The sequence below is a fragment of the Sulfitobacter maritimus genome (genome assembly GCF_013346665.1).
Lineage (GTDB): Bacteria > Pseudomonadota > Alphaproteobacteria > Rhodobacterales > Rhodobacteraceae > Sulfitobacter > Sulfitobacter maritimus.
In genome coordinates this window covers 20178-40508 of the sequence record NZ_JABVBB010000021.1, presented here as the reverse complement: position 1 = coordinate 40508, position 20331 = coordinate 20178, and the positions used below count along the sequence as shown (strand labels likewise).

The window sequence follows — 20331 nt, the reverse complement described above, 5'->3', positions numbered from 1 at the left end:
CCAACAGGATGGCGGCGTCAGTCGGCGTAACTCATGTGGGACCCGCGCTGCTGGCAAGACCAGCGGACAGGCATGTCAGTCACTGCATCAAATTGGGACGGATGCATCCAACAGCGCGGCATGAGAGCCTGAGGCAACTCAGACGAAGGCGGGCAGATGTAATCCCACAACCAGCATCACAATCAAAGCTGCCGCACCGGCGGCGTCTTGAAGCAATGTATCTTGCGACCGTGCCGCGATGGACTTGAATGTGCGATATGTCATCATCAACCCTCCTCTTCTTTGTTGCTCCTTTGTTCTCACTTACAGCGCTTCAAGTAAAGAACTTTTTGAGAACATTAGCGAACAAAAAGGCGGGAAAATCGCTAACCCACTGATATCAAACGGATCGCTTCATCCTGCCGCATGAGCCAGAGCAGCAGCCGCACCGCCCGTCCGCGCGGCCCTTCCAACGCTGGATCATCGCTCAACAGCTTACGCGCATCGGATTGCGCGATGGCCATCAATCCCGCCTGTCGCTCCAGATCAGCCACGCGGAATCGCGGCACCCCAGACTGCGCAGTGCCAATCAGATCGCCGGTGCCGCGCATTTTCAGATCGGTTTCGGCAATGACAAAGCCATCTTCAGATTCGCGCAGCACTTCCAAACGCTGCCGCCCGGTCTCGCTTAAGGGGGCCTGATACATCAGCAAACAAGTCGACGCACCAGCGCCGCGCCCCACGCGTCCGCGCAGCTGGTGCAACTGGGCCAGCCCAAAAATCTCGGCCCGCTCCACCACCATAATCGTCGCATTGGGCACATCCACGCCGACTTCGATTACCGTCGTGGCAACAAGAACCTTGGTCTCGCCCGCCTGAAAGGCACGCATTGCCGCGTCTTTTTCGGCCGGGGGCATCTGTCCGTGAACCAGCCCGACCACCCCCTCTCCGAGCGTGGCGCGCAGGCGTTTGAAGCGGTCTTCGGCGGCGGTCAGATCGCTGACCTCGCTCTCCTCCACCAATGGACAGACCCAATAGCACTGCCGCCCCTCAGCGATAGCATGGCGCATCCTGTCGATAACCTCATCCATCCGCCCCGTCGATACCAGCGCAGTGCGAATGGGCTGCCGGCCTGGCGGTTTCTCGTCCAAGACCGAGACATCCATATCGCCATATTGTGCTAGCGCGAGACTGCGCGGGATCGGCGTGGCGGTCATCACCAAGACATCAGCAAGCCGCCCCTTGCGGCCCAGTTCCAGCCTTTGGCGCACGCCGAACCGGTGCTGCTCATCCACCACGGCCAGCCGTAAATCTTGGAAGGCCACATCGGCCTGAAACACCGCATGGGTACCAACGAGAAGTTGAATGTCGCCGCGCTCCAGCGCCGCGAGCTTGTCCCGCCGCTCTTTGCCTTTGTCACGCCCGGTGAGGATTTCGAGCACGACCCCGGCCTGTTCGGCCAAGGGTTGCAGCCCCATAAGGTGTTGACGGGCAAGGATTTCCGTGGGGGCCATCAGCACCGCCTGCCCGCCCGCTTCCACCGCGCGTAGCAGCGCCATGAAGGCCACCAGCGTCTTGCCCGCACCTACATCGCCCTGCAGCAACCGGTTCATCCGAGTTTCCTGCGCCATATCGGCGGTGATCTCTTCGATTGCGCGGCGCTGCGCGCCGGTGGGGCTGTAGGGCAAAGCGTCTAGCACCTTTTTCTGCAACCACCCGTCACCAAGGCTGGGCCGCCCCTTTTTGCGCCGCTCGTGCTGCCGCGCCAGGGCCAATGTCACCTGATGGGCAAAGAGTTCGTCATAGGCCAGCCGTTCGCGGGCAGGTGCGGTGGCGGTCAGGTCTGCTGCCGATTTCGGATCATGCGCCGCCTGTGCCGCCGCCGCAAAATCTGGCCAGCCTGCCTGCGCCACCTGCCCCGGATCAGCCCATTCCGCCATCACCGGCAGCCGCATCAATGCGCCACGTGTGGCCTTGTACATGAGCTTTTGCGTCACCCCTGCCGTTAGCGGATAGACAGGCTCAAAGCTGGGAATGTCGGCTGCCTGCTCCTCTGGCAACGCGAAATCCGGATGCACCATTTGTGCCATGCTATCAAACAGTTCGACCCGACCTGACACGATGCGACGGCTGCCCTCGGGCAACAGCTTTTGCCAGTAATCGCCGCGCGCGTGGAAGAATACGAGTTGAAAGCTGGTCTGAGCGTCCTCCACATTGATACGGTACGCGCCACCACGGTTCTTGGCGTGGCGATGCGGCCCGATGGTGACTGCTACGGTTAACGTAGCGGGCAATACCGCGTCCTTAATCGTCTCACGCAGTTGCCGGTCGATCCCCGAATGTGGAAGGGTAAAGATCAGATCGCGCGGCGTCTGAATGCCCATCTGGGCCAGCAGCTGTGCGCTCTTTGGCCCTATGCCTTCTAAGGTCTCCAACCCCGCGAAAAGCGGAAAGAGTTGTTCAGGACGGCCGCTCATATGTCGTTGATCAGGGCCAGCCAGCCATCTTCATCCAAGGTTTCGATGCCGAGTTCGGCCGCTTTCTTGGCTTTCGAGCCTGCGCCCGGTCCGGCGACCAGCAGATCGGTCTTGGCACTGACCGAGCCGGACACCTTTGCCCCCAGCCGTTCGGCGCGAGCCTTGGCTTCCGCACGGCTCATCTTTTCCAAAGTGCCTGTAAAAACAACGGTTTTTCCCGCGACGGGGCTGTCTTTCGTATCGGGCCGCTCTGCAGGCAGAACCGTCAAATGCGCGGCCAACCGGTCAATTGAAGCCCGCTCCGCCTCCTGCGCAAAGGCCGATACCAGCGAGCCCGCCATAACTGTGCCAACCCCATCGACGCCCAGCAGATCCTCCCATGCTGGCCCCGATTGGCCGCGCGCCTGCGCCATCGCGGCCTCAAAACTCTGCCAATCGCCGTAATGCGAAGCAATCAGGTTCGATGCGGCCTCGCCCACATGCCGAATACCCAATGCAAAGATCAGCCGCGCCAAGGGAATTTCGCGTTTTTCGTCGATCGCTTGAAACAGTTTCTCCGCCGATTTAGTTCCCCAGCCTTCGCGGTTTTTCAATTGTTGAACGCCGGTTCCATAGCGGTCCTTAAGCGTGAAAATATCCGCAGGTTCCGCGATCCAGCCATCTTGATAGAACTGTTCAACCTGTTTGGCGCCGAGCCCTTCGATGTCGAACGCCCCCCGCGCGACGAAATGTTTCAGCTTTTCAACAGCCTGCGCAGGACAGATCAAACCGCCACTACAGCGCCGCACGGCATCACCCGGCTCGCGAATCGCGTCAGAGCCACATTCCGGACAAGTGGTCGGGAAAACAAAGGGTTGCGCGTCATTAGGCCGTTTGGAAAGGTCCACATCCGCGACTTTCGGGATCACATCGCCCGCGCGGTAAATCTGCACCCAATCCCCGACGCGAATATCCTTGCCGCCGCGAATTTCAGCGCCCCTGCTATCTAGCCCTTTAATGTAGTCTTCATTATGCAGTGTTGCGTTCGAGACCACGACCCCGCCCACAGTCACCGGCTGCAACCGCGCGACCGGAGACAGCGCCCCGGTCCGCCCCACCTGAATGTCGATCGCCTCCAACCGGGTCCAAGCCAGTTCGGCGGCAAATTTATGGGCCATCGCCCATCGCGGTGTGGTGGATCGAAACCCAAGCCGGTCTTGCAGCGCGAGGTCATTCACTTTGTAAACCACGCCGTCGATGTCATAGCCCAAAGTAGCGCGTTGCTCTTCAATCTTTTGGTACTGTGCGATCATCTCATCAGGGCCATCGCAAAGCGCAGTGAGCGGATTGGTCGCAAAACCGAAGCGGTCCAGCCGATCAATCGCCCCTTTTTGCGTCTCGGCCAAAGGCGCAGACAGTGCGCCCCATGCATAAGCAAAGAACCGCAACGGTCTTGCGCGGGTGATTTCCGCATCCAACTGGCGCAGCGATCCGGCGGCGGCATTGCGTGGGTTGGCAAAAGTCTTACCGCCCGCTGCCGCTTGCCGCGCGTTGAGTGCCGCGAAATCCGCATGGCTCATATAGACTTCGCCGCGCACTTCCAGCAGGTCCGGCGCATCGGAAATTTGATGCGGCACATCAGCAATCGTGCGCGCATTCGCGGTGACATTCTCTCCGACCGCTCCATCACCGCGTGTGGCGGCCTGCACCAACTGGCCGTTCTCATAGCGCAAGGACAGCGACAGCCCGTCGATCTTGGGTTCCGCCGTATAGCTTAGCGGAGCATCGGCGCTAAGGCCCAGATATTTGCGTATCCGCGCGTCAAATTCGGCGACCTCTGAGACTTCAAAGGCATTGGCCAAGGACAGCATGGGCACGGCATGGCGGATTTTTGAAAAACCCTCCGCCACCGCAGCGCCGACTTGCTCACTAGGGCTATCGCCACGCTTGAGCTCGGGAAAGCGCGCCTCTATCGCGGCGTTGCGCTGCTTTAGCGCGTCATAGTCCGCGTCCGACATCTCAGGCGCGTCATGGGTATGATAGGCGGTGTTTGCCGCGTTCAGCACCTCAGCCAGCCGGGCCAGCTCCGCTTCGGCCTGCGCTTTGTCCAGTGCGGTCACTTCGATCTGGGATGTCACGATCTGCCCTCGGATAGTCTCACCTTGGGGTTAGATAGGTGGCCATCCGGGGCAGGTCTAGCGATTTCAGGTGGTTCAGCCGTTGGCGACCAAGCTCATCGTCGCTGGCTCCGGATCGCGCAGCACATAGCCACGGCCCCAGACGGTCTCAATATAATTCTCTCCCCCGGTGGCGAGGCTTAGTTTCTTGCGCAATTTGCAGATAAAGACATCGATGATCTTCAACTCCGGCTCATCCATGCCGCCATAAAGATGGTTGAGAAACATTTCCTTGGTCAGCGTCGTCCCTTTGCGCAGACTCAGTAGTTCTAACATCTGATATTCTTTCCCGGTCAGATGAACCGGGTTGTCGTTGACGCTCACCGTTTTGGCATCAAGGTTCACCGCGATCTGGCCAGTCTCGATCACCGATTGCGAATGGCCTTTGGAACGACGAATGATCGCATGGATGCGAGCGACCAATTCCTCCCGGTGGAACGGCTTGGTGAGGTAGTCATCAGCGCCGAAACCAAAGCCGCGAATCTTGTTTTCGGTATCATCCGCGCCCGACAGGATCAGAATCGGCGTCTCAATCCGACTGAGGCGGAGCTGGCGTAGCACCTCATGCCCATTCATATCGGGCAAATCGAGGTCCAAAAGGATCAAATCATAGTCATAGAGCTTCGCCAGATCGATCCCCTCTTCCCCAAGGTCGGTGGCATAGACGTTAAGATTCGCGTGGGTCAGCATCAGCTCAATGCTGCGCGAGGTTGTAGGGTCATCTTCAACTAGCAATACACGCATCTTTGTCTCTCCGGCTCCTGAGGGCGATTGATGTAATCCTGCGTAAAAAAGGTTAACTACCCGTTACCGATACTAGACCGCATAGCACAACAACCTAAAGTTGTCTATACTTTTGCAAGGCTGTCGCCTTTAGCGCCGCCTCCCCATGTTCGGTAACTGCTTGAAGCCATTCCAAGAATTCGTCTTCGCTGATCCCATACCGCTCCAGCGCTTCAGCCTGTGTGATCAGCCCATAGACCACCCCTCGCACCACCGCCGCCTTGCGCGAAGCCACCCAGCGGCGCGTGTCAGGATCAGGCAGATCGGCGCGCGACATGACGCTTCCATCGGCCAATGTAACGGACCGAGGGCCGTCAACTTTTTTAAGGTACATCACATTATCCGCCATTGCTTTGGCGTCTAAATGCGCCCATCTGCCTTAACGGGGGGTGAAGCTGACCCTTGTGAATAACTCACATTTTCATATATCTCCCCACAAACCCCGGAGACCGCCATGCCCCTCGACCAGACCCCGCCGCTCAATTCGCTTGGATTCGCCAAAGCCCCCGCTGACACGCGGGTGGTCGTGGCCATGTCTGGTGGTGTGGACAGCTCAGTCGTGGCTGCGATGTTGGCCGACGAAGGCTATGATGTCGTGGGCGTGACCCTACAGCTTTACGACCATGGCGCGGCGCTGGCGAAAAAAGGTGCCTGTTGTGCCGGTGTCGATATTCAAGACGCGCGCCGCGTGGCCGAGGAAATGGGCTTTCCGCACTACGTGCTGGACTATGAAAACGTCTTCAAAGACGCTGTGATCGACGAATTCGCCGACAGCTACCTTGGTGGCGCGACCCCCGTTCCCTGCATCCGCTGCAACGAGCGTGTGAAGTTTAAAGACCTGTTGGAGACCGCCAAGGATCTTGAGGCTGATTGCATGGCGACGGGCCACTACATTCAGCGCAAGATGGGCAAGAACGGCCCAGAACTGCATGCCGCTGCCGATGGCAATCGCGATCAGAGCTATTTCCTCTTTTCGACCACCGAAGAGCAGCTTTCCTACCTGCGTTTCCCGCTGGGCCATCTGCCGAGCAAAGACGACACCCGTGCGCTTGCCGCGAAATACGGGCTGGTCGTGGCCGACAAACCTGACAGTCAGGACATCTGTTTTGTGCCAAACGGTGACTATGCCGCCGTGATCCGCAAACTGCGCCCTGAGGCCGCTGATCCGGGCAATATCGTCGACACGCAAGGCAATGTGCTGGCGACGCATGAGGGCGTGATTCATTACACCATCGGCCAGCGCCGGGGTTTGGGCATCGGCGGTTTGGCCGATCCGCTTTATGTGGTGAAACTGGATGCCGAGCGCAAAGAAGTCGTCGTCGGCCCGAAATCCATGCTCGCCACCCGCAAAATTCCGGTGCGCGAGATCAACTGGCTGGGCGACGCGCCGCTAACCTCACAGGCCGAATGGCCCATCGCCGTGCGCGTGCGTTCCACCCGTCCGCCCCGCGATGCAATCCTGCGTCCGATCAGTGAGACAGAAGCTGAAGTCGAACTGCTGACCGCGGAAGAAGGCGTCTCCCCCGGTCAGGCCTGCGTGTTCTATGACCCTGAAAGCACACGCATTTTCGGTGGCGGCTGGATCCACCGGGGCTAACCCCGCCTACATCCGCGCCAAGACCGCCCGCGCTGCGCGCAGCCCGGGCGCTTCACCGCCTTTGCCCAAACGCGCCATCGTGAGCGCCATCGCTTCTTTCTGCGCGTCAGGCGCGCGCAGCACTTGCAAAATACCTTCCGCAATCGGGCCGGGCCGACAGTTCGCGCCGATGAACTCTGGCACCGTGCGGCTTTCCGAGACCAGATTGACCAGTGTCACCGTATCCACCCGCAGCATCCGCCCGATGATCTGACGGCTGATCCAGCTCATGTCATAGGCGATGACCATTGGCGTGCTGGCGGCGGCCAGTTCCAGCGAAACCGTACCGGACGCTGCCAGCGCCACATCCGCGGCCCGGAAGGCTGCCCGCTTGCTGCCAGCAAAAGCCTCCGCCTCCTGTCCGCGTGGGTCCAGCACAACGGGCGTGCCTGACCAATTCCGCGTCGCCTGCTTGACCAGCGCGGCCACCGGTGCTGCGGCAGGCACCACCACACGCAGCGAAGGCTCGGCCTCCACCAAACGCGCCACGACCTGTTGGAAAACCGGCGCAAGACGGGTGACCTCTCCCCGCCGCGATCCCGGCAGGACCAGCAGCAGGGGCGCGTCGCTCAGATGATGCTCAGCGCGAAAGGCCGCAGCCTCGGAATCATCAGCCAAGGGTTCAGCCACCACCGGATGCCCGACAAAATCACAGGCCATGCCCGCAGCTTCCATATAGGGCGGCTCAAAGGGGAACAGCGCCAGCACATGGTCCACCCATCGCGCCATTTTCTCCGCCCGTCCGGGGCGCCAGGCCCAGACGGTGGGGGCCACGTAATGCACTGTTCTGATGTTGGATTTCTCTTTCACCTTCCGCGCCACGCGGAGCGAGAAATCGGGGCTGTCGATGGTGATCAGCACATCCGGCGCGGTCTCCACCACCGCCTGCGCGGTCTCATTGATCCGGGCCATCAGCGCGCGGTATTTGGGCAGGATTTCGGCCAGCCCCATGACGCTCAACTCATCCATGTCAAAGCGGCTTTGCAGCCCCTGCGCCATCATCTGCGGCCCGCCGATCCCGTCGAAGGACACATCGGGCCGAAGCGCTTTCAGCCCGGCCATCAGCGCCCCGCCCAAACGGTCGCCCGAAGGCTCCCCGGCAAGGATAAACACCTTCATGCGTCATCTCCCCGCACCCAAAGCACCAGCTCAAATTCATCTGCCAGCGCCGCGCAACGCTCTTGTTCCAAGACGATGACCCCCTCGGCGGCGACCACCACCCCGGCAAGCCCGGCCTGATGCGCCGCCTGCAAGGTATCCGGCCCGATGGTCGGCAGGTCAATCTCGCGCAGCTGGCCGGTCTTTGGCCCTTTGCACAGCACCGCCCGCGCCCCGCGCACGCGCTCTGGCAGGCTCGCCAACAGGTGATCGGTGCCGCCGATGGTCTCGACCCCATAGACCTGCTCACCGCCGATCACACAGCCCTGTCCGATGTCGAGCGCCGCCAGCCCGGCCAGCACCGCCGCCCCGCGGGCGGCGTCCCGGCGCATCTGATCGTCGGGCTGGGTGGCAGAGAGCACGCCTTCGGTGACCACCAGCCCCGGCACCAGCGCATCGGCGCCGATCACCGTGAGCCCATGCTCTTCGAAAATCGTCTTGATCACCTCAAGCGCGCTATTGTCGCCCGCCGCCAGCGCCTGTTGGAACTGCGGCACCAGCGGCGCGGTGCGCGAGTCCAGCTGCGCCGGGTCCAGATCGGGCCGGTCGATGGCGCCACAGAGACAGACCTGATCGATCCCCGCCGCCTGCAAATGCGCCAGCAGGCTGCCCAAAGTCTCAAGCCGAAAGGTCAGATCCGCCTTCAACCCCTCCGGCGCGCAGCCCTCATAGACACAAACCAAAGGCGGCTCGGCCTGCGCCGCCGCCACCCGCGCGGGCAAAGACCCGCGCCCGGCGATCAGCGCGAGGGTCATTTCGGCGTCAAGAAATGGCGACCCGTGTCGGCCATGACGAAATCGGTGATCTGGCGCACATAATCGCTCTGGGTCTCATCCGCCAAACGTTTCGCTCGGTCCGAGAATGTCCCCTCGCCCTGCGCCAGCATCTGAAACGCCGCCCGGAGCGCGGTGATGTCACTGCGCGACACGCCGGCACGTTTGAGGCCGACAAGGTTCAACCCATCGAGATCCCCCCGGGGCGCCTGCACAAGACCGTAGGGGATCACGTCATTGGTCACCATGGTCACCGCGCCAATGATCGCGCCCTGCCCGATGCGCACCCATTGGTGAATGCCCGAGAGCCCGCCGATGATGACATCATCCTCAAGCACGCAATGCCCTGCCACGGCGGCATTGTTCACCACAATCACCCGGTCGCCGACAATCGCGTCATGGGCGATGTGACAGCCGGCCATAAAGAGCCCGTCATCGCCCACACGGGTCACCCCGCCGCCACCTTCGGTGCCGCAGTTCATCGTGACATGCTCGCGGATTCGGTTGCGCTGTCCGATGACCAGACGGCTTGCCTCACCCTTAAACTTCAAATCTTGCGGGATTTCGCCAATCACCGCGAAAGGAAAGATCACCGTGCCTGCGCCGACCTCGGTCCGGCCTGTCACGACAACATGCGATTTCAACTCCACATCCGCGCCAAGCACGACATTCGGCCCGACCATGCAAAAGGGACCAACCTTTGCCGAAGGGTCGATCTGCGCCCCCTCTTCGATCACGGCACTGGGGTGGATATTGCTCATGCCGCGTCCTGTGGTAGGTCCATCATCGCCATGAACTCAGCCTCGGCGGCCATTTCACCTTCGACGGTGGCAACACCGCCAAATTTCCAAATCTTCGCGCCCGGCTTGCCGCGCAGGGTTTGCAAATCCATCCGCAGCACATCGCCGGGGCCGACCTTGCGGCGGAACTTACATTTATCGATCGACATGAAGTAAATCAGCATGTTGCGGTCTTCCATGCCAAGAGCCGCACCGACCATGACACCTGCGGTCTGGGCCATCGCCTCGACAATGGTCACCCCCGGCATGATTGGCGTGCCGGGGAAGTGGCCCTGAAAATGCGGCTCGTTCATGGTGACGTTTTTATAGCCAACAGCCGAGGTGGTGCCGTTGATCTCTTCTACCTTATCCACCAGCAAAAATGGATAACGATGCGGCAGAATGCGCTGGATCAGTTGAATGTCGGCACGCAGCAACTCTTCGGTCATGGGGTGTCCTTTGTCTCAGGGGCTAACGGGATGGCTACCAATTCACGCGCAAAGGAGCAAGCGTGCGACAAGATCACCCCGCCGCTCAATCCGCGTTTTCCGACAGACCACTGCCGATGGTCTCATCCAACAGGGTAATCGCCTCATCCGTCACTTCGATGGCCGTGGATGACACGAAAACCCGCCGCCGCTCAAGGATCACGGCCGCATCAGAGTTGCGCATCAACTGTTCCAAAACCGGAACCGCCGCTTCGAGAAAATCTTCGCGGGCGCGGTCGAGACGGTCGCCCAACGCGCGGTTTTTCGCGGCCTGCTCACTGCGGGTGCGCTGGACCTTTTGGTCAAAGGCATCCGCCAAGGCGCGGAACTCTTTTGGCTCAAGCGTTGCACGCTTTTCGGTCAAAGCGCGTTCTTCGGCCTCCAAACGGGCCTCAATCTCACGGTTTTCTGCCGCCAATTCAGCGCTTTGCGCGTCAATCTCGCGGTTCACGCGCTGGCCAAAGGCGCTTTCGCGGAACATGCGTTCAGAATCAATGGTCAGGACCGGGCTCTGCACCGCCATAGGGGCCGCAGGCGCGCCGTCATTAACAGGAGCGGGCTGGGTGTGGCCGGGGGTGACCCCGGCCAGCAAAAATGCGAGAGCGGCAACCGTCCCGCGCATTGGTTTAGAACGTCGTGCGCAGGGTGATCTCAAAGCTCTGCTCCTTGTCGAAGCTCTCTTTCTTGAGCGCGTCAGAGACGTTGAACTGCAACGGCCCCAGCGGCGTGTCCCAGAAGAGCGAGACGCCAACCACGTGGCGGAACGAGCCATCTTCGCCGACGATGGTGCCGCCGGAGGTGTCCACATCGCTCAGATCCCACAGGTTGCCTACGTCATAAAAGACGCCACCCGAAATCCCGTATTCTTCGGGCAGACCCAGCGGGAACTCCGCCTCAAACCGCGCCACGGCAAAGAAGTTGCCGCCCAGCGGGTCGTCGGCTCCGTTGCTCGTATCACGCGGGCCAATGCCGCCCGGCTCAAAGCCGCGCATGATCGACGGGCTGAGTATGAACCGGTCCACCGCACGGTTGGTGCCGCTGTTCCACGCCAGTGCCCCGCCCTCAAGCGTGGCACGCAGAACCACATCCTCGTTGAACAGGCGTTTTTCACCGGCAATCTTTGCCGAAGTCTTGATGAATTTGTTGTCGCCGCCAAGACCCGCGAAGTCCTGACCAAATTCAAACAGCATCCCCTGCGTCGGGTCCAACCCGGTGCGGCGGGTGTCATAGGTGTAGGTGTACCCGATGGAAGAGGAGAACAACGCGCCGGCGTTGATCTCGTTCTGGATCGTGGCACTATTGGTCTGAGGTGTGGTTGGCGGGGTGCCTGTAGGCTCATCCCGCTCCAGCATCTCAATGCCTTCGAGCGTATAGCGCACAGCCATCCGGCCATTCTCACTTACCGGGAAACGCAGGCTGGGCTGGAAGACGAGCCGTTCGGTGTCATAGCTGGAATAGGAGGAGTTCGTCTCGGCATAGTCCAGCTTCAGCCCAAGCGCCACATCACGGCCCAAAAAGCGCGGCTCGACAAAGTTCAACCCGTAGCGCGTTGCGTCCTCAGCGGTGGAGATGGACAGGTTCAGCTTCTGCCCGCGCCCAAGGAAGTTGTTTTCCTGAAAGCTCACCGCAACACCGATGCCATCGTTGTTGGAGAACGAGCCACCAAAGTTCAGCGAGCCGGTAGGCTGTTCGACCACATCCACATCGACAATGACCTGCTCCGGGCTCGACCCTTGGCGGGCATTGACCTCGGCAGTTTCAAAATAGCCCAAGGCGCGGATGCGTTCCGCCGCCTGACGAATTTCACGCGGGTTGAAAGGGTCGCCCTCAACACTGTCGAACTCGCGCCGGATCACGCGGTCGAGCGTGGTGGTGTTGCCCTCAATGTCGATCCGTTCGACAAAGATACGCTCACCGCGGGTCAGCTTATAGGTCACGTTCAGCGACAGATCACGCTCGTTGCGGTCGATCACCGGCTCAACGCGCAGGAAGTCGATGCCGTCACGGATGGCTTGGCGCTCCAGACGGGCGATGTCGTTCTCGATCAGCGTGGGCGAATAGATCACCCCCGGACGGATCTTGAGGATCTCGCGGTAAGCCGCTGCGTTCAGACCGGGAATCTGGGATTCCAGTGAAACTTGGCCAAAGCGGAATTGTTGGCCTTCGGTGATGTTATAGGCCACGAAAACACCGTCACGCTCGCGGGTCAGCTCGGCGTTCACCGCCTCGGTGCGCATGTCGATATAGCCGCGGGACAGGTAGAAATCGCGCAGCATCTGCTTGTCGGCTTCGACCCGGCCCTCAACAAAAGTGTCGCGCTTGATCAGGCGGCGGAACAGCCCCGCCTGTTTGGTGCCAAGCACACGGCGCAAACGGCGGTCCGAATAGACGCGGTTGCCGACGAAGCTCAGACGCTCAACTTCAACGTTGTCGCCTTCAAAGATTTCAAACACCAGATCGACACGGTTCTGATCGCGCCGAATGATGCGCGGCTGCACGCGGGCCGACAGGCGGCCTTCGTTGCTATAGGCTTCGGCAATGGCGGCGGCGTCTTGCTCGGCTTGGTTGGGGTTGAACACCCGCCGTTCAGTCGAGCCGATCAACTCCGCCAGCATCTCGTCCTTGATGCGGCGGTTGCCCTCAAAGCTCACCCGGTTCAGCGTCGGCAGCTCGACCACGGTGATGACCAGCGTGCCGCCACGCGGCTCAATCGCCACGGATTCAAACAGGCCGGAGTTTTGCAGGTTCTGATAGGCATCGTTCAACTGACCGCCCGAAACCGGCTGCCCCCGTCCGATGCCAGCCCGCGTCAGGATCGCGCCGTCATTGATGCGCTGATTGCCTTCGATGACCACCGTGTTGAACTGATATTGCTGCGCCACCGTCTCGCTGCCCGGCACCAGCCAAGCCACCGACAGCATCACACACAGCGATGCCCCCCGCAGGGTCTTGCTAACGTTGCTGCGCTGCGCCCACTCGATGGGCTTTCTGCCCTCGTTCCTCAGTCCCATGACACCGACCCGTTTTTTACGACATTGATTGCCAACCTGACTACGCAGGTTAATAGGGTTTGTCAAAAGCAACGGGGGGAAATTTACACGATATCATGCGGTAACGGGCGCCAGCATGACAAGATACGGCAAGCCTGACTATAGCTTGCCGCGAACCAGCTTAGAGGGAAGCGACGAACGCTCCGGCAGACAGCGCCGCTGCAATCGCCAGAACAAAGAACCCACGGTCCCAGTTCAGGTCCAGCAACAGGCCAAGCCCACGGTATGATCCTTGAAGTGCGTGCATGACTGCCTCCTCACCATAGAAAACAGCAGTATGCGGGATGAATGCGGCGCAATTTTGTTAGAATGTGGCTTTTTGCGGGCAATCAACCCCAAGCGCACGGCGGGGGCGTCAGATCCAATCAAACGCCCCCCGTTTTCATCCTTACGGACAGAACAGATCATTCCCAAGGGCAAAGAGCATCAGGGTCAGCACCATAGCGATCCCGATGGTCATTAATACCCGTAGCGCCCCATCGCTTGGCGGCTTACCTGTCACGGCCTCATAGGCATAGAACACCAGATGCCCCCCATCCAGCGCCGGGATCGGGAAGAGGTTCAACAGCCCCACCGCCGTGCTCAGCACCGCGATGAAATAGATGAACGACTGCGCCCCTTGGCTCGCCATCGCGCCCGAGGTCTGGGCGATGCCCACCGGGCCGCTCAGGTTACAGGTGCTGATATTGCCCACGATCATCTCACGCAGACCCGAGATTGAGCCGGTGATGATGCGCCAAGTGTTGTCCAACCCGGCGCCAAAGGCTTCGCCCACGCCCGGCGTATCCGTTGCCGGGGTGAAGGCCATGCCGCCCACGATGCCAATCCGCAGGTTGCGCTTAAAGCTGCCATCTGGCTGTGGCTCATCCGTGGCTTTCGGGATCAGCGTAAACTCCAGCGTTTCGCCCTGCCGCCATACGGTGAGCAACAAAGCCGCGCCGTCAGAGGCTTCAACGGCTTCTTTTAACTGACCAAAGGCGAAAACCTCGCGCCCATCAATGGCCGTGATCACGTCGCCCCCGCGCAGCCCTGCCGTCTGCGCCGCCGATTGCGGCACCACGCTGCTCACCAAAGCGGGCAGCAGATAGGGGCCATCAACGGTCAGGTCAGTGTCGTCGCGGGTCACGTCATATTCCAGCACCGGCTCCTGCGGCAAAGCGCTAACAAAGCTGTCATAGGCGCCCGGTTCGGCAAAAGACGGCACCGGTGTGCCTTCGACTGCGCGCAGCACGTCGCCCTCTTGCAGCTCAAAAGCGGCCCCCGGCAGATCGCGCATCTCGCCCACGGTCAACGGATCGCGCGCGGTGCCTGCCGTCATGGCGACGGCAAAGAAAATTAGGATCGACATGACAAAGTTAAACACCGGCCCCGCCGCCACGGTCAGCGCGCGGGCATAGAGCGGCGCGCCATGCATCGTGTGGCGCAGCGCTTCAGGGTCTTCGGCCAAGGCCTCCATCGCGGTTTCATCCTTGCCCGAGGCCGCGTTGGAATCGCCTGCAAATTTGACGTAGCCGCCAAAAGGCAGCAGCGCGAACTGCCAGCGCGTGCCGCGCCTGTCGACCCGTGAAAACAGCACCGGGCCAAAGCCCAGACTGAACACATCGGCCTTGATCCCGGTCCAGCGCCCCACGATATAATGCCCGTACTCATGCACCGCCACGATCACCGACAGCGCCACGACAAAGGCCAGTATCGTCCAGATCAGCCCGCCGAACTCCGGCAAAAACCCCATAATGTCCAAGCTACTACCCTGCCCTTTTTTGAATTGCGGCCCAAGCGGCCTTGCGTGCGAGATGGTCTGCCTGCGCCACCAGATCAAGTGTCATAGCGTCGCGCCCCCGCCCCTGTGCGGCCTCTTCAGCGCGGGCGTCGAGCACCTCTTCGACGATCTCGGCCATCTGGGTAAAGCGCAACTGTCCGGCAATGAACCCGTCCAGCGCCACTTCTTTGGCCGCGTTAAACACAGCGCCCATCAAACCACCCGCCGCCATGACCTCACGCGCCAGCCGCAGCGCGGGCCAGCGGGCGTCATCCGGCGCGGTGAAATCCAACTGGCCGATGCGGGCCAGATCAAGCCGTTCGACCGGCAAATGCGCGCGTTGCGGGTGGTGCAGCGCATAGCCAATCGCATGGCGCATATCGGGCGGGCCGACATGGGCCATCAGCCCGCCATCGCAAAAGCCCACCAGCGCGTGGATCATGGACTGCGGATGCACCAGCACTTCGATGCTTTCAGGCGAGACGCCGAAAAACTCCCGCGTTTCAATGACTTCCATCGCTTTGTTAAACATCGACGCCGAGTCGATCGTAATGCGCTGGCCCATGTCCCAATTGGGATGGTTCGACGCCTGATCGAGCGTCGCATTCGGCAGGTCTTCGAGCGGCCAATCGCGAAAGGCCCCACCACTGGCGGTGATAATGATGCGCTCAACAGCGGCTATGTCTTCACCCACCAGCGCCTGAAAGACGGCGGAATGTTCGCTGTCGACGGGCAGGATCGTGGCCCCGTGCCGCTCGGCCTCGCCCAGCATCAAGGCACCTGCGCAGACCAAAGATTCCTTATTTGCCAAGGCCAGTGTGCCGCCCTGTTGCAGCGCTGCGAGTCCGGGTGCTAAGCCCGCAGCCCCGACGATGGCCGACATGACCCAATCGGCGGGGCGGGTCGAAGCCTCGGTGATCGCCTCGGCCCCCGCAGCCGCCTCAACGCCGCTGCCTGCAAGCGCATCGCGCAGATCGTCCAACAGGTCTTCGCGCGCGGTTACGGCCACATCGGCCTTTAGCGCGATCGCATCCTCAGCCAGCTGCGCGATATTGCCCGCCCCGGTCAGCGCCACCACATCATAGCCCGCAGGATCACGACGGATCAGATCAATCGTGTTCTGACCGATGGACCCGGTGGCACCTAGTATCGAGATTTTGCGCGACATAAGAGCTTAGTTCAGCCCCGGCGGAAAGCCGATCATCGGGCCGACCATCAGCAAGAACACTGCCGCCCCCAGCATTCCGTCAAAGCGGTCTAGCAGCCCGCCGTGGCCGGGGATCAGCGCCGAGCTGTCCTTGACGCCCATTTTGCGTTTCATGCCTGATTCCGCCATATCGCCCATCTGCGAGGCCATCGACAGCGCGATGGAAATGCCCACCAGCTGCATCCCGAACCCGGTGTTGAAGCTAAAGATCAGGCCTACCAGCGCGGCACCAATCCAGCCCGACGCCGTGCCGGACCAAGTTTTCTTGGGGCTGACCTTGGGCCAAAACTTCGGCCCGCCAATCGCACGGCCCGCGAAATAGCCTACTACATCGGTCACGACCACCACCAACACCAGCCACATGAGCCAGCCAAAGCCCATGTCATCGCGCAGTTGGATCAAACCAAAACCGGCAAGCAGGATCAGCGCAGTGAAACTCATGTAGATCGTGCGGTTACCGCTCAGCAACGCGAAGCCCAACAGCGCCGGTGCCAGCAACAACGGCAGGCCAAAGCCCACCGGCAAATAGACCGACGCCAAAACAGCCACGCCAGTCACCAAACCCAACTGCCAGGATTCCGCCTGCCCCGGCCCGCGCAACATGCTGACGAGTTCCCACACCATCATGCCGCAAATGAGCGCCACCAACAGGTGAAACACCACGCCGCCAAACCAGATACCCAAGAGCCCCACAAGGATCATCGCTGTGGCTGAGAGCATCCGCGCCCGTAGGTCGGACCATTGTTCAGGTGATTTCATGGCAGCTCTCCTCAGGTCTTGACCGCACCGAACCGCCTGTCACGACCGCCGTAAGCGGCGCAGAGCTTGGTGAACTCCTCGCGCGTGAAGTCCGGCCAGAGCGTGTCAATAAATTCATATTCCGCATAGGCCGATTGCCAGAGCAGAAAATTCGAAATCCGTGCCTCCCCGCTGGTGCGGATCACCAGATCAGGGTCCGGCAGGACATGGGTGTCGAGGTAGCGCGGCAGGGTCTCTTCGTCCACTGAGTCCGGATCAAGCCTGCCGTGTGCCACATCTTGGGCCAAACGGTGCGTCGCCCGCGCGACCTCATCGCGGCCGCCGTAGTTCAGCGCGATGGTCAGGTTAATGCGGGTGTTATGGGCAGTCGTTGCTTCAAGCTCGCCCATCAGTTTGATGAGCTTGTTATCCAGCCGGTCACGGTCCCCGATAAAGCGCACGCGCGCGCCATATTCGCTTAAGCTGCGCATTTCCTTGGAAATATAGCGCCGAAACAGCGACATAAGCCCTGCCACTTCGACCTGTGTGCGTTTCCAATTCTCGGTCGAGAAGGCAAAGATCGTCAAATATTCGACCCCGACATCCGGGCAGGCCTCAACGATTTCGCGCACGCGTTTGGCGCCAGCGTGATGCCCAAAGAGCCGGGGCCGCCCGCGTTGGGTGGCCCAACGGCCATTGCCGTCCATGATGATCGCGACATGACGCGGCCCACCGGGAATCGTTTCTGTTTGGATTTCGGCGGTGCTCATCGTCTGACCTTCTCCTTCAAGTTTGCGCCTCTCCCCGCCGTGGCGGGCAAGGCATCAGACTTGCATGATCTCGGCCTGTTTCGTCTCAAGCTGCTCATCAATCGTTGTGATAAACCGGTTGGTCAGAGCCTGCACTTCGTCTTCCCAGATTTTCTGGTCGTCCTCAGACATCTGACCGTCGTTCTTGGCCTTTTTGATCTGGTCCATCCCGTCACGGCGGATGTTACGGATCGAAACGCGGGCGCTTTCGGCATATTGCCCGGCCACTTTGGTCAGCTGCGTGCGGCGCTCTTCGTTCAGTTCAGGGATCGGCAGCATGATGATCGTGCCGTTCAGCTGCGGGTTAATACCCAACCCGCTCTCGCGGATCGCCTTTTCGACTTTGCCGACAAGACCTTTGTCCCAGACATTGATCGTCACCATGCGCGGCTCTGGCACGTTTACGGTGCCAACTTGGTTGACCGGTGTCATCTGACCGTAGGCTTCCACCATCACCGGCTCTAGCATAGAGGCCGAACCCCGGCCCGTGCGCAGAGAGGCGAATTCCGTCCGCAAAGAGGCAATCGCGCCGTTCATCCGCCGTTCAAGATCATCGGTATCGAGCATGAATTCATCTGACATGGGGTCTCATCCTGTGGTCTGACTGTGGTCGTGCCAAGGCACGGCTTTGCTGCGGGTATAAAACATCGACGGGTCGAATGACCAGCGCACATTGACAAGCGCGGCGCGAAGATGCCCTGCGCCGCACAAGTGCAACCTCAGCCCTGCACCCGCGTATGGGTGCCTTGACCGGCCAAGATGCCTTTGAACCCATCCGGCTCATCCAGCGAGAAGACGATGATCGGCAGGTTGTTGTCGCGGGCCAAGGCAATGGCCGAGGCGTCCATCACACCCAAACGCTTTTGCAGCACGTCATCATAGCTCACGGTCTCATAGCGCTTCGCATCCGGGAACTTGGCGGGGTCTTTGTCATAGACACCATCCACCTTGGTGCCTTTAAAGATCGCCTCGCAGGACATCTCATTGGCGCGCAGGGTCGCGGCGGTGTCGGTGGTAAAATAGGGGTTGCCGGTGCCCGCGGCAAAGATGCAAACCCGTTTCTTTTCGAGGTGGCGCACGGCGCGGCGGCGAATGTAAGGCTCCGCCACTTCGTTCATGGTGATGGCTGAGATCACGCGGGTGTGGATGCCCAGACCCTCAAGCGCCGATTGCATCGCCAGCGCGTTCATCACAGTAGCGAGCATACCCATGTAGTCTGCCGTGGTCCGCTCCATCCCCTGCGCCGAGCCCTGCAGCCCGCGGAAGATATTGCCGCCACCGATGACCATACAAATCTCAACGCCTAGGTCGTGTACCGATTGCACTTCGCGGGCGATCCGTTCCACGGTCGGCGGATGCAGGCCGTAGCTTTGATCCCCCATCAGCGCCTCCCCCGAAATCTTGAGCATGACGCGGTTAAAGGTCACTTGTGGGCTGTCTTGCGGAGTGTCTAAGGACATGGGGGAGCACCTTTTTCGCTCACCTTTCCGGGGCGAGGGACTCGCGCAGAAAGGGAAGGGTTTTCATTTCGCGCCAAAATGTCGCAAATACGCCCAAGGTTCAATGCGGGACGAGAGGAAGACGCAAAGAAATGCCGGATATTCCGCAAGCCCAGTTGGACGCGCTGCTCGGTGGCCTCGCCCCCGACCGCCCGGTGCTGATCGCCGGGCCGACCGCCAGCGGCAAATCCGCCCTCGCGCTGGCCATTGCCGACGCGCAGGGCGGCGTGATCGTCAATGCTGATGCCAGTCAGGTCTATGATTGCTTTCGCATCATCAGCGCCCGGCCATCGCCCGAAGAAGAAGCCCGCGCGCCCCATGCGCTTTATGGCCACCTGCCAGAGGATGCGCCCTATTCCACCGGCCATTGGCTGCGCGAAGTGCCCCCCCTGCTGCATGGGAGCCAACGCCCGATCATCACTGGCGGCACCGGCCTTTACTTCTCCGCGCTGACCCAAGGGCTGGCGGAAATTCCGCCTACGCCGCCAGAGGTTCGTGCAGCAGGCGACGACATGACCTTGGAAACGCTGCTGGCGGAACTCGACCCCGAGACTGCCGCAGGGATCGACCAACGCAACCGCGCACGTGTCCAGCGGGCATGGGAGGTCTGGACCGCCACCGGACGGGGTCTATCCGAATGGCAGCGCGACACCGGTGCGCCGCTTTTGCCGCTTAAGGACTGTCTGCCTGTTGTCTTCGATGTCGAGCGCGATTGGCTTAATGCGCGCATCGAACGCCGCTTTGACCTGATGCTGGAACAGGGCGCGCTGGACGAGGTCGCCGCCCTGCGCCCGCGCTATGATCCCAGCCTGCCCGCGCATCGCGCCATCGGCGTGCCGGAATTGATCCGCTACATCGATCGCGAATGGGCGCTTGAGGACGCCCGCGAAGCCGCCATCATCGCCACCCGGCGCTTTGCGAAACGCCAACGCACATGGATGCGCAGCAAGATGTCGGATTGGCAGCGCGTGACACCGAACTAGCACCTCCGCGTCGCGCAAAAAAATGGCGCGGATCAGGGGAGGATCCGCGCCGCTGTC

The 20331-nt window shown here is 60.9% G+C and carries 20 protein-coding genes; 2 read left to right on the top strand and 18 right to left on the bottom strand.

What is annotated here, in order from left to right:
- Nucleotides 1–138: 138 nt before the first annotated feature.
- From HTT03_RS18810 to sciP, 5 genes are all read right to left on the bottom strand, one after another.
- Nucleotides 139–267, bottom strand: coding sequence for a hypothetical protein (locus tag HTT03_RS18810; protein WP_281361037.1), 129 nt, complete (start codon nucleotides 265–267; stop codon nucleotides 139–141).
- Between the two features lie 98 nt (nucleotides 268–365).
- Nucleotides 366–2456, bottom strand: coding sequence for an ATP-dependent DNA helicase RecG (gene recG / locus HTT03_RS02145; RefSeq protein ID WP_174858237.1), 2091 nt, complete (start codon nucleotides 2454–2456; stop codon nucleotides 366–368).
- Nucleotides 2453–4573 (bottom strand): NAD-dependent DNA ligase LigA, encoded by a 2121-nt coding sequence (gene ligA / locus HTT03_RS02140; RefSeq protein WP_174858236.1) that lies wholly within the window; start codon nucleotides 4571–4573, stop codon nucleotides 2453–2455. Before ligA ends, recG begins: the two co-directional genes overlap by 4 nt.
- A gap of 75 nt (nucleotides 4574–4648) precedes the next feature.
- Nucleotides 4649–5356 (bottom strand): response regulator transcription factor CtrA, encoded by a 708-nt coding sequence (ctrA, locus tag HTT03_RS02135; protein WP_174858235.1) that lies wholly within the window; start codon nucleotides 5354–5356, stop codon nucleotides 4649–4651.
- 94 nt (nucleotides 5357–5450) lie between these two features.
- The gene (gene sciP, locus HTT03_RS02130) at nucleotides 5451–5729 is read right to left on the bottom strand and encodes a CtrA inhibitor SciP (RefSeq protein WP_174858234.1); all 279 of its coding nucleotides are present in this window, start codon (nucleotides 5727–5729) and stop codon (nucleotides 5451–5453) included.
- Between the two features lie 120 nt (nucleotides 5730–5849).
- On the opposite strand from sciP, the gene mnmA reads away from it, so the two are divergent.
- Entirely contained in the window at nucleotides 5850–6992 is a 1143-nt protein-coding gene (gene mnmA, locus HTT03_RS02125; RefSeq protein WP_174858233.1) for a tRNA 2-thiouridine(34) synthase MnmA, read from the top strand.
- A gap of 6 nt (nucleotides 6993–6998) precedes the next feature.
- On the opposite strand, the gene lpxB is transcribed toward mnmA, so the two are convergent.
- The 13 genes from lpxB to pyrH form a co-directional block, all read right to left on the bottom strand.
- Nucleotides 6999–8150 carry a lipid-A-disaccharide synthase gene (gene lpxB / locus HTT03_RS02120; RefSeq protein WP_174858232.1) on the bottom strand — a complete coding sequence of 384 codons (1152 nt, stop codon included), beginning with the start codon at nucleotides 8148–8150 and terminating at the stop codon, nucleotides 6999–7001.
- Nucleotides 8147–8944, bottom strand: coding sequence for an LpxI family protein (locus tag HTT03_RS02115; protein ID WP_174858231.1), 798 nt, complete (start codon nucleotides 8942–8944; stop codon nucleotides 8147–8149). Before HTT03_RS02115 ends, lpxB begins: the two co-directional genes overlap by 4 nt.
- A complete protein-coding gene (lpxA, locus tag HTT03_RS02110) occupies nucleotides 8941–9723 on the bottom strand; it encodes an acyl-ACP--UDP-N-acetylglucosamine O-acyltransferase (RefSeq protein ID WP_174858230.1) in 783 nt (260 codons plus the stop codon). Before lpxA ends, HTT03_RS02115 begins: the two co-directional genes overlap by 4 nt.
- Complete coding sequence (gene fabZ, locus HTT03_RS02105; RefSeq protein ID WP_174858229.1) at nucleotides 9720–10190, bottom strand: 3-hydroxyacyl-ACP dehydratase FabZ; 471 nt, start codon at nucleotides 10188–10190, stop codon at nucleotides 9720–9722. Before fabZ ends, lpxA begins: the two co-directional genes overlap by 4 nt.
- Before the next feature lie 85 nt (nucleotides 10191–10275).
- Nucleotides 10276–10884 (bottom strand): OmpH/Skp family outer membrane protein, encoded by a 609-nt coding sequence (locus tag HTT03_RS02100; RefSeq protein ID WP_246253330.1) that lies wholly within the window; start codon nucleotides 10882–10884, stop codon nucleotides 10276–10278.
- Complete coding sequence (gene bamA / locus HTT03_RS02095; RefSeq protein ID WP_174858228.1) at nucleotides 10856–13240, bottom strand: outer membrane protein assembly factor BamA; 2385 nt, start codon at nucleotides 13238–13240, stop codon at nucleotides 10856–10858. The genes HTT03_RS02100 and bamA overlap by 29 nt, the downstream gene beginning before the upstream one ends.
- A 160-nt stretch (nucleotides 13241–13400) precedes the next feature.
- The gene (locus tag HTT03_RS18805) at nucleotides 13401–13526 is read right to left on the bottom strand and encodes a hypothetical protein (protein ID WP_281361036.1); all 126 of its coding nucleotides are present in this window, start codon (nucleotides 13524–13526) and stop codon (nucleotides 13401–13403) included.
- A gap of 141 nt (nucleotides 13527–13667) precedes the next feature.
- Nucleotides 13668–15020: an RIP metalloprotease RseP gene (gene rseP / locus HTT03_RS02090; protein ID WP_174858227.1), complete on the bottom strand. Its 1353-nt coding sequence runs from the start codon at nucleotides 15018–15020 to the stop codon at nucleotides 13668–13670.
- Between the two features lie 4 nt (nucleotides 15021–15024).
- Nucleotides 15025–16206: a 1-deoxy-D-xylulose-5-phosphate reductoisomerase gene (gene dxr / locus HTT03_RS02085; RefSeq protein ID WP_174858226.1), complete on the bottom strand. Its 1182-nt coding sequence runs from the start codon at nucleotides 16204–16206 to the stop codon at nucleotides 15025–15027.
- A 6-nt stretch (nucleotides 16207–16212) separates the two neighbouring features.
- Entirely contained in the window at nucleotides 16213–17004 is a 792-nt protein-coding gene (locus HTT03_RS02080) for a phosphatidate cytidylyltransferase (protein ID WP_174858225.1), read from the bottom strand.
- Nucleotides 17005–17015: 11 nt separating this feature from the next.
- Nucleotides 17016–17753 carry a polyprenyl diphosphate synthase gene (uppS, locus tag HTT03_RS02075; protein ID WP_174858224.1) on the bottom strand — a complete coding sequence of 246 codons (738 nt, stop codon included), beginning with the start codon at nucleotides 17751–17753 and terminating at the stop codon, nucleotides 17016–17018.
- A gap of 54 nt (nucleotides 17754–17807) precedes the next feature.
- Nucleotides 17808–18374 (bottom strand): ribosome recycling factor, encoded by a 567-nt coding sequence (gene frr / locus HTT03_RS02070; RefSeq protein ID WP_174858223.1) that lies wholly within the window; start codon nucleotides 18372–18374, stop codon nucleotides 17808–17810.
- A gap of 137 nt (nucleotides 18375–18511) precedes the next feature.
- Complete coding sequence (pyrH, locus tag HTT03_RS02065) at nucleotides 18512–19252, bottom strand: UMP kinase (RefSeq protein WP_174858222.1); 741 nt, start codon at nucleotides 19250–19252, stop codon at nucleotides 18512–18514.
- A 131-nt stretch (nucleotides 19253–19383) separates the two neighbouring features.
- Here pyrH and miaA point away from each other — a divergent pair, with 131 nt between their 5' ends.
- Complete coding sequence (gene miaA / locus HTT03_RS02060; protein WP_174858221.1) at nucleotides 19384–20274, top strand: tRNA (adenosine(37)-N6)-dimethylallyltransferase MiaA; 891 nt, start codon at nucleotides 19384–19386, stop codon at nucleotides 20272–20274.
- Nucleotides 20275–20331: the final 57 nt, after the last annotated feature.

Excerpts from the sequence above, each read along its gene's own strand:
- lpxA (WP_174858230.1), bottom strand. The coding sequence starts at position 9,723 with ATGAGCAATATCCACCCCAGTGCCGTGATCGAAGAGGGGGCGCAGATC.
- HTT03_RS18810 (WP_281361037.1), bottom strand. The coding sequence starts at position 267 with ATGATGACATATCGCACATTCAAGTCCATCGCGGCACGGTCGCAAGAT.
- HTT03_RS02115 (WP_174858231.1), bottom strand. The coding sequence starts at position 8,944 with ATGACCCTCGCGCTGATCGCCGGGCGCGGGTCTTTGCCCGCGCGGGTG.
- fabZ (WP_174858229.1), bottom strand. The coding sequence starts at position 10,190 with ATGACCGAAGAGTTGCTGCGTGCCGACATTCAACTGATCCAGCGCATT.
- HTT03_RS02080 (WP_174858225.1), bottom strand. The coding sequence starts at position 17,004 with ATGAAATCACCTGAACAATGGTCCGACCTACGGGCGCGGATGCTCTCA.
- mnmA (WP_174858233.1), top strand. The coding sequence starts at position 5,850 with ATGCCCCTCGACCAGACCCCGCCGCTCAATTCGCTTGGATTCGCCAAA.
- recG (WP_174858237.1), bottom strand. The coding sequence starts at position 2,456 with ATGAGCGGCCGTCCTGAACAACTCTTTCCGCTTTTCGCGGGGTTGGAG.
- ctrA (WP_174858235.1), bottom strand. The coding sequence starts at position 5,356 with ATGCGTGTATTGCTAGTTGAAGATGACCCTACAACCTCGCGCAGCATT.
- pyrH (WP_174858222.1), bottom strand. The coding sequence starts at position 19,252 with ATGTCCTTAGACACTCCGCAAGACAGCCCACAAGTGACCTTTAACCGC.
- HTT03_RS18805 (WP_281361036.1), bottom strand. The coding sequence starts at position 13,526 with ATGCACGCACTTCAAGGATCATACCGTGGGCTTGGCCTGTTGCTGGAC.
- frr (WP_174858223.1), bottom strand. The coding sequence starts at position 18,374 with ATGTCAGATGAATTCATGCTCGATACCGATGATCTTGAACGGCGGATG.
- uppS (WP_174858224.1), bottom strand. The coding sequence starts at position 17,753 with ATGAGCACCGCCGAAATCCAAACAGAAACGATTCCCGGTGGGCCGCGT.
- bamA (WP_174858228.1), bottom strand. The coding sequence starts at position 13,240 with ATGGGACTGAGGAACGAGGGCAGAAAGCCCATCGAGTGGGCGCAGCGC.
- miaA (WP_174858221.1), top strand. The coding sequence starts at position 19,384 with ATGCCGGATATTCCGCAAGCCCAGTTGGACGCGCTGCTCGGTGGCCTC.
- sciP (WP_174858234.1), bottom strand. The coding sequence starts at position 5,729 with ATGTACCTTAAAAAAGTTGACGGCCCTCGGTCCGTTACATTGGCCGAT.
- dxr (WP_174858226.1), bottom strand. The coding sequence starts at position 16,206 with ATGTCGCGCAAAATCTCGATACTAGGTGCCACCGGGTCCATCGGTCAG.
- lpxB (WP_174858232.1), bottom strand. The coding sequence starts at position 8,150 with ATGAAGGTGTTTATCCTTGCCGGGGAGCCTTCGGGCGACCGTTTGGGC.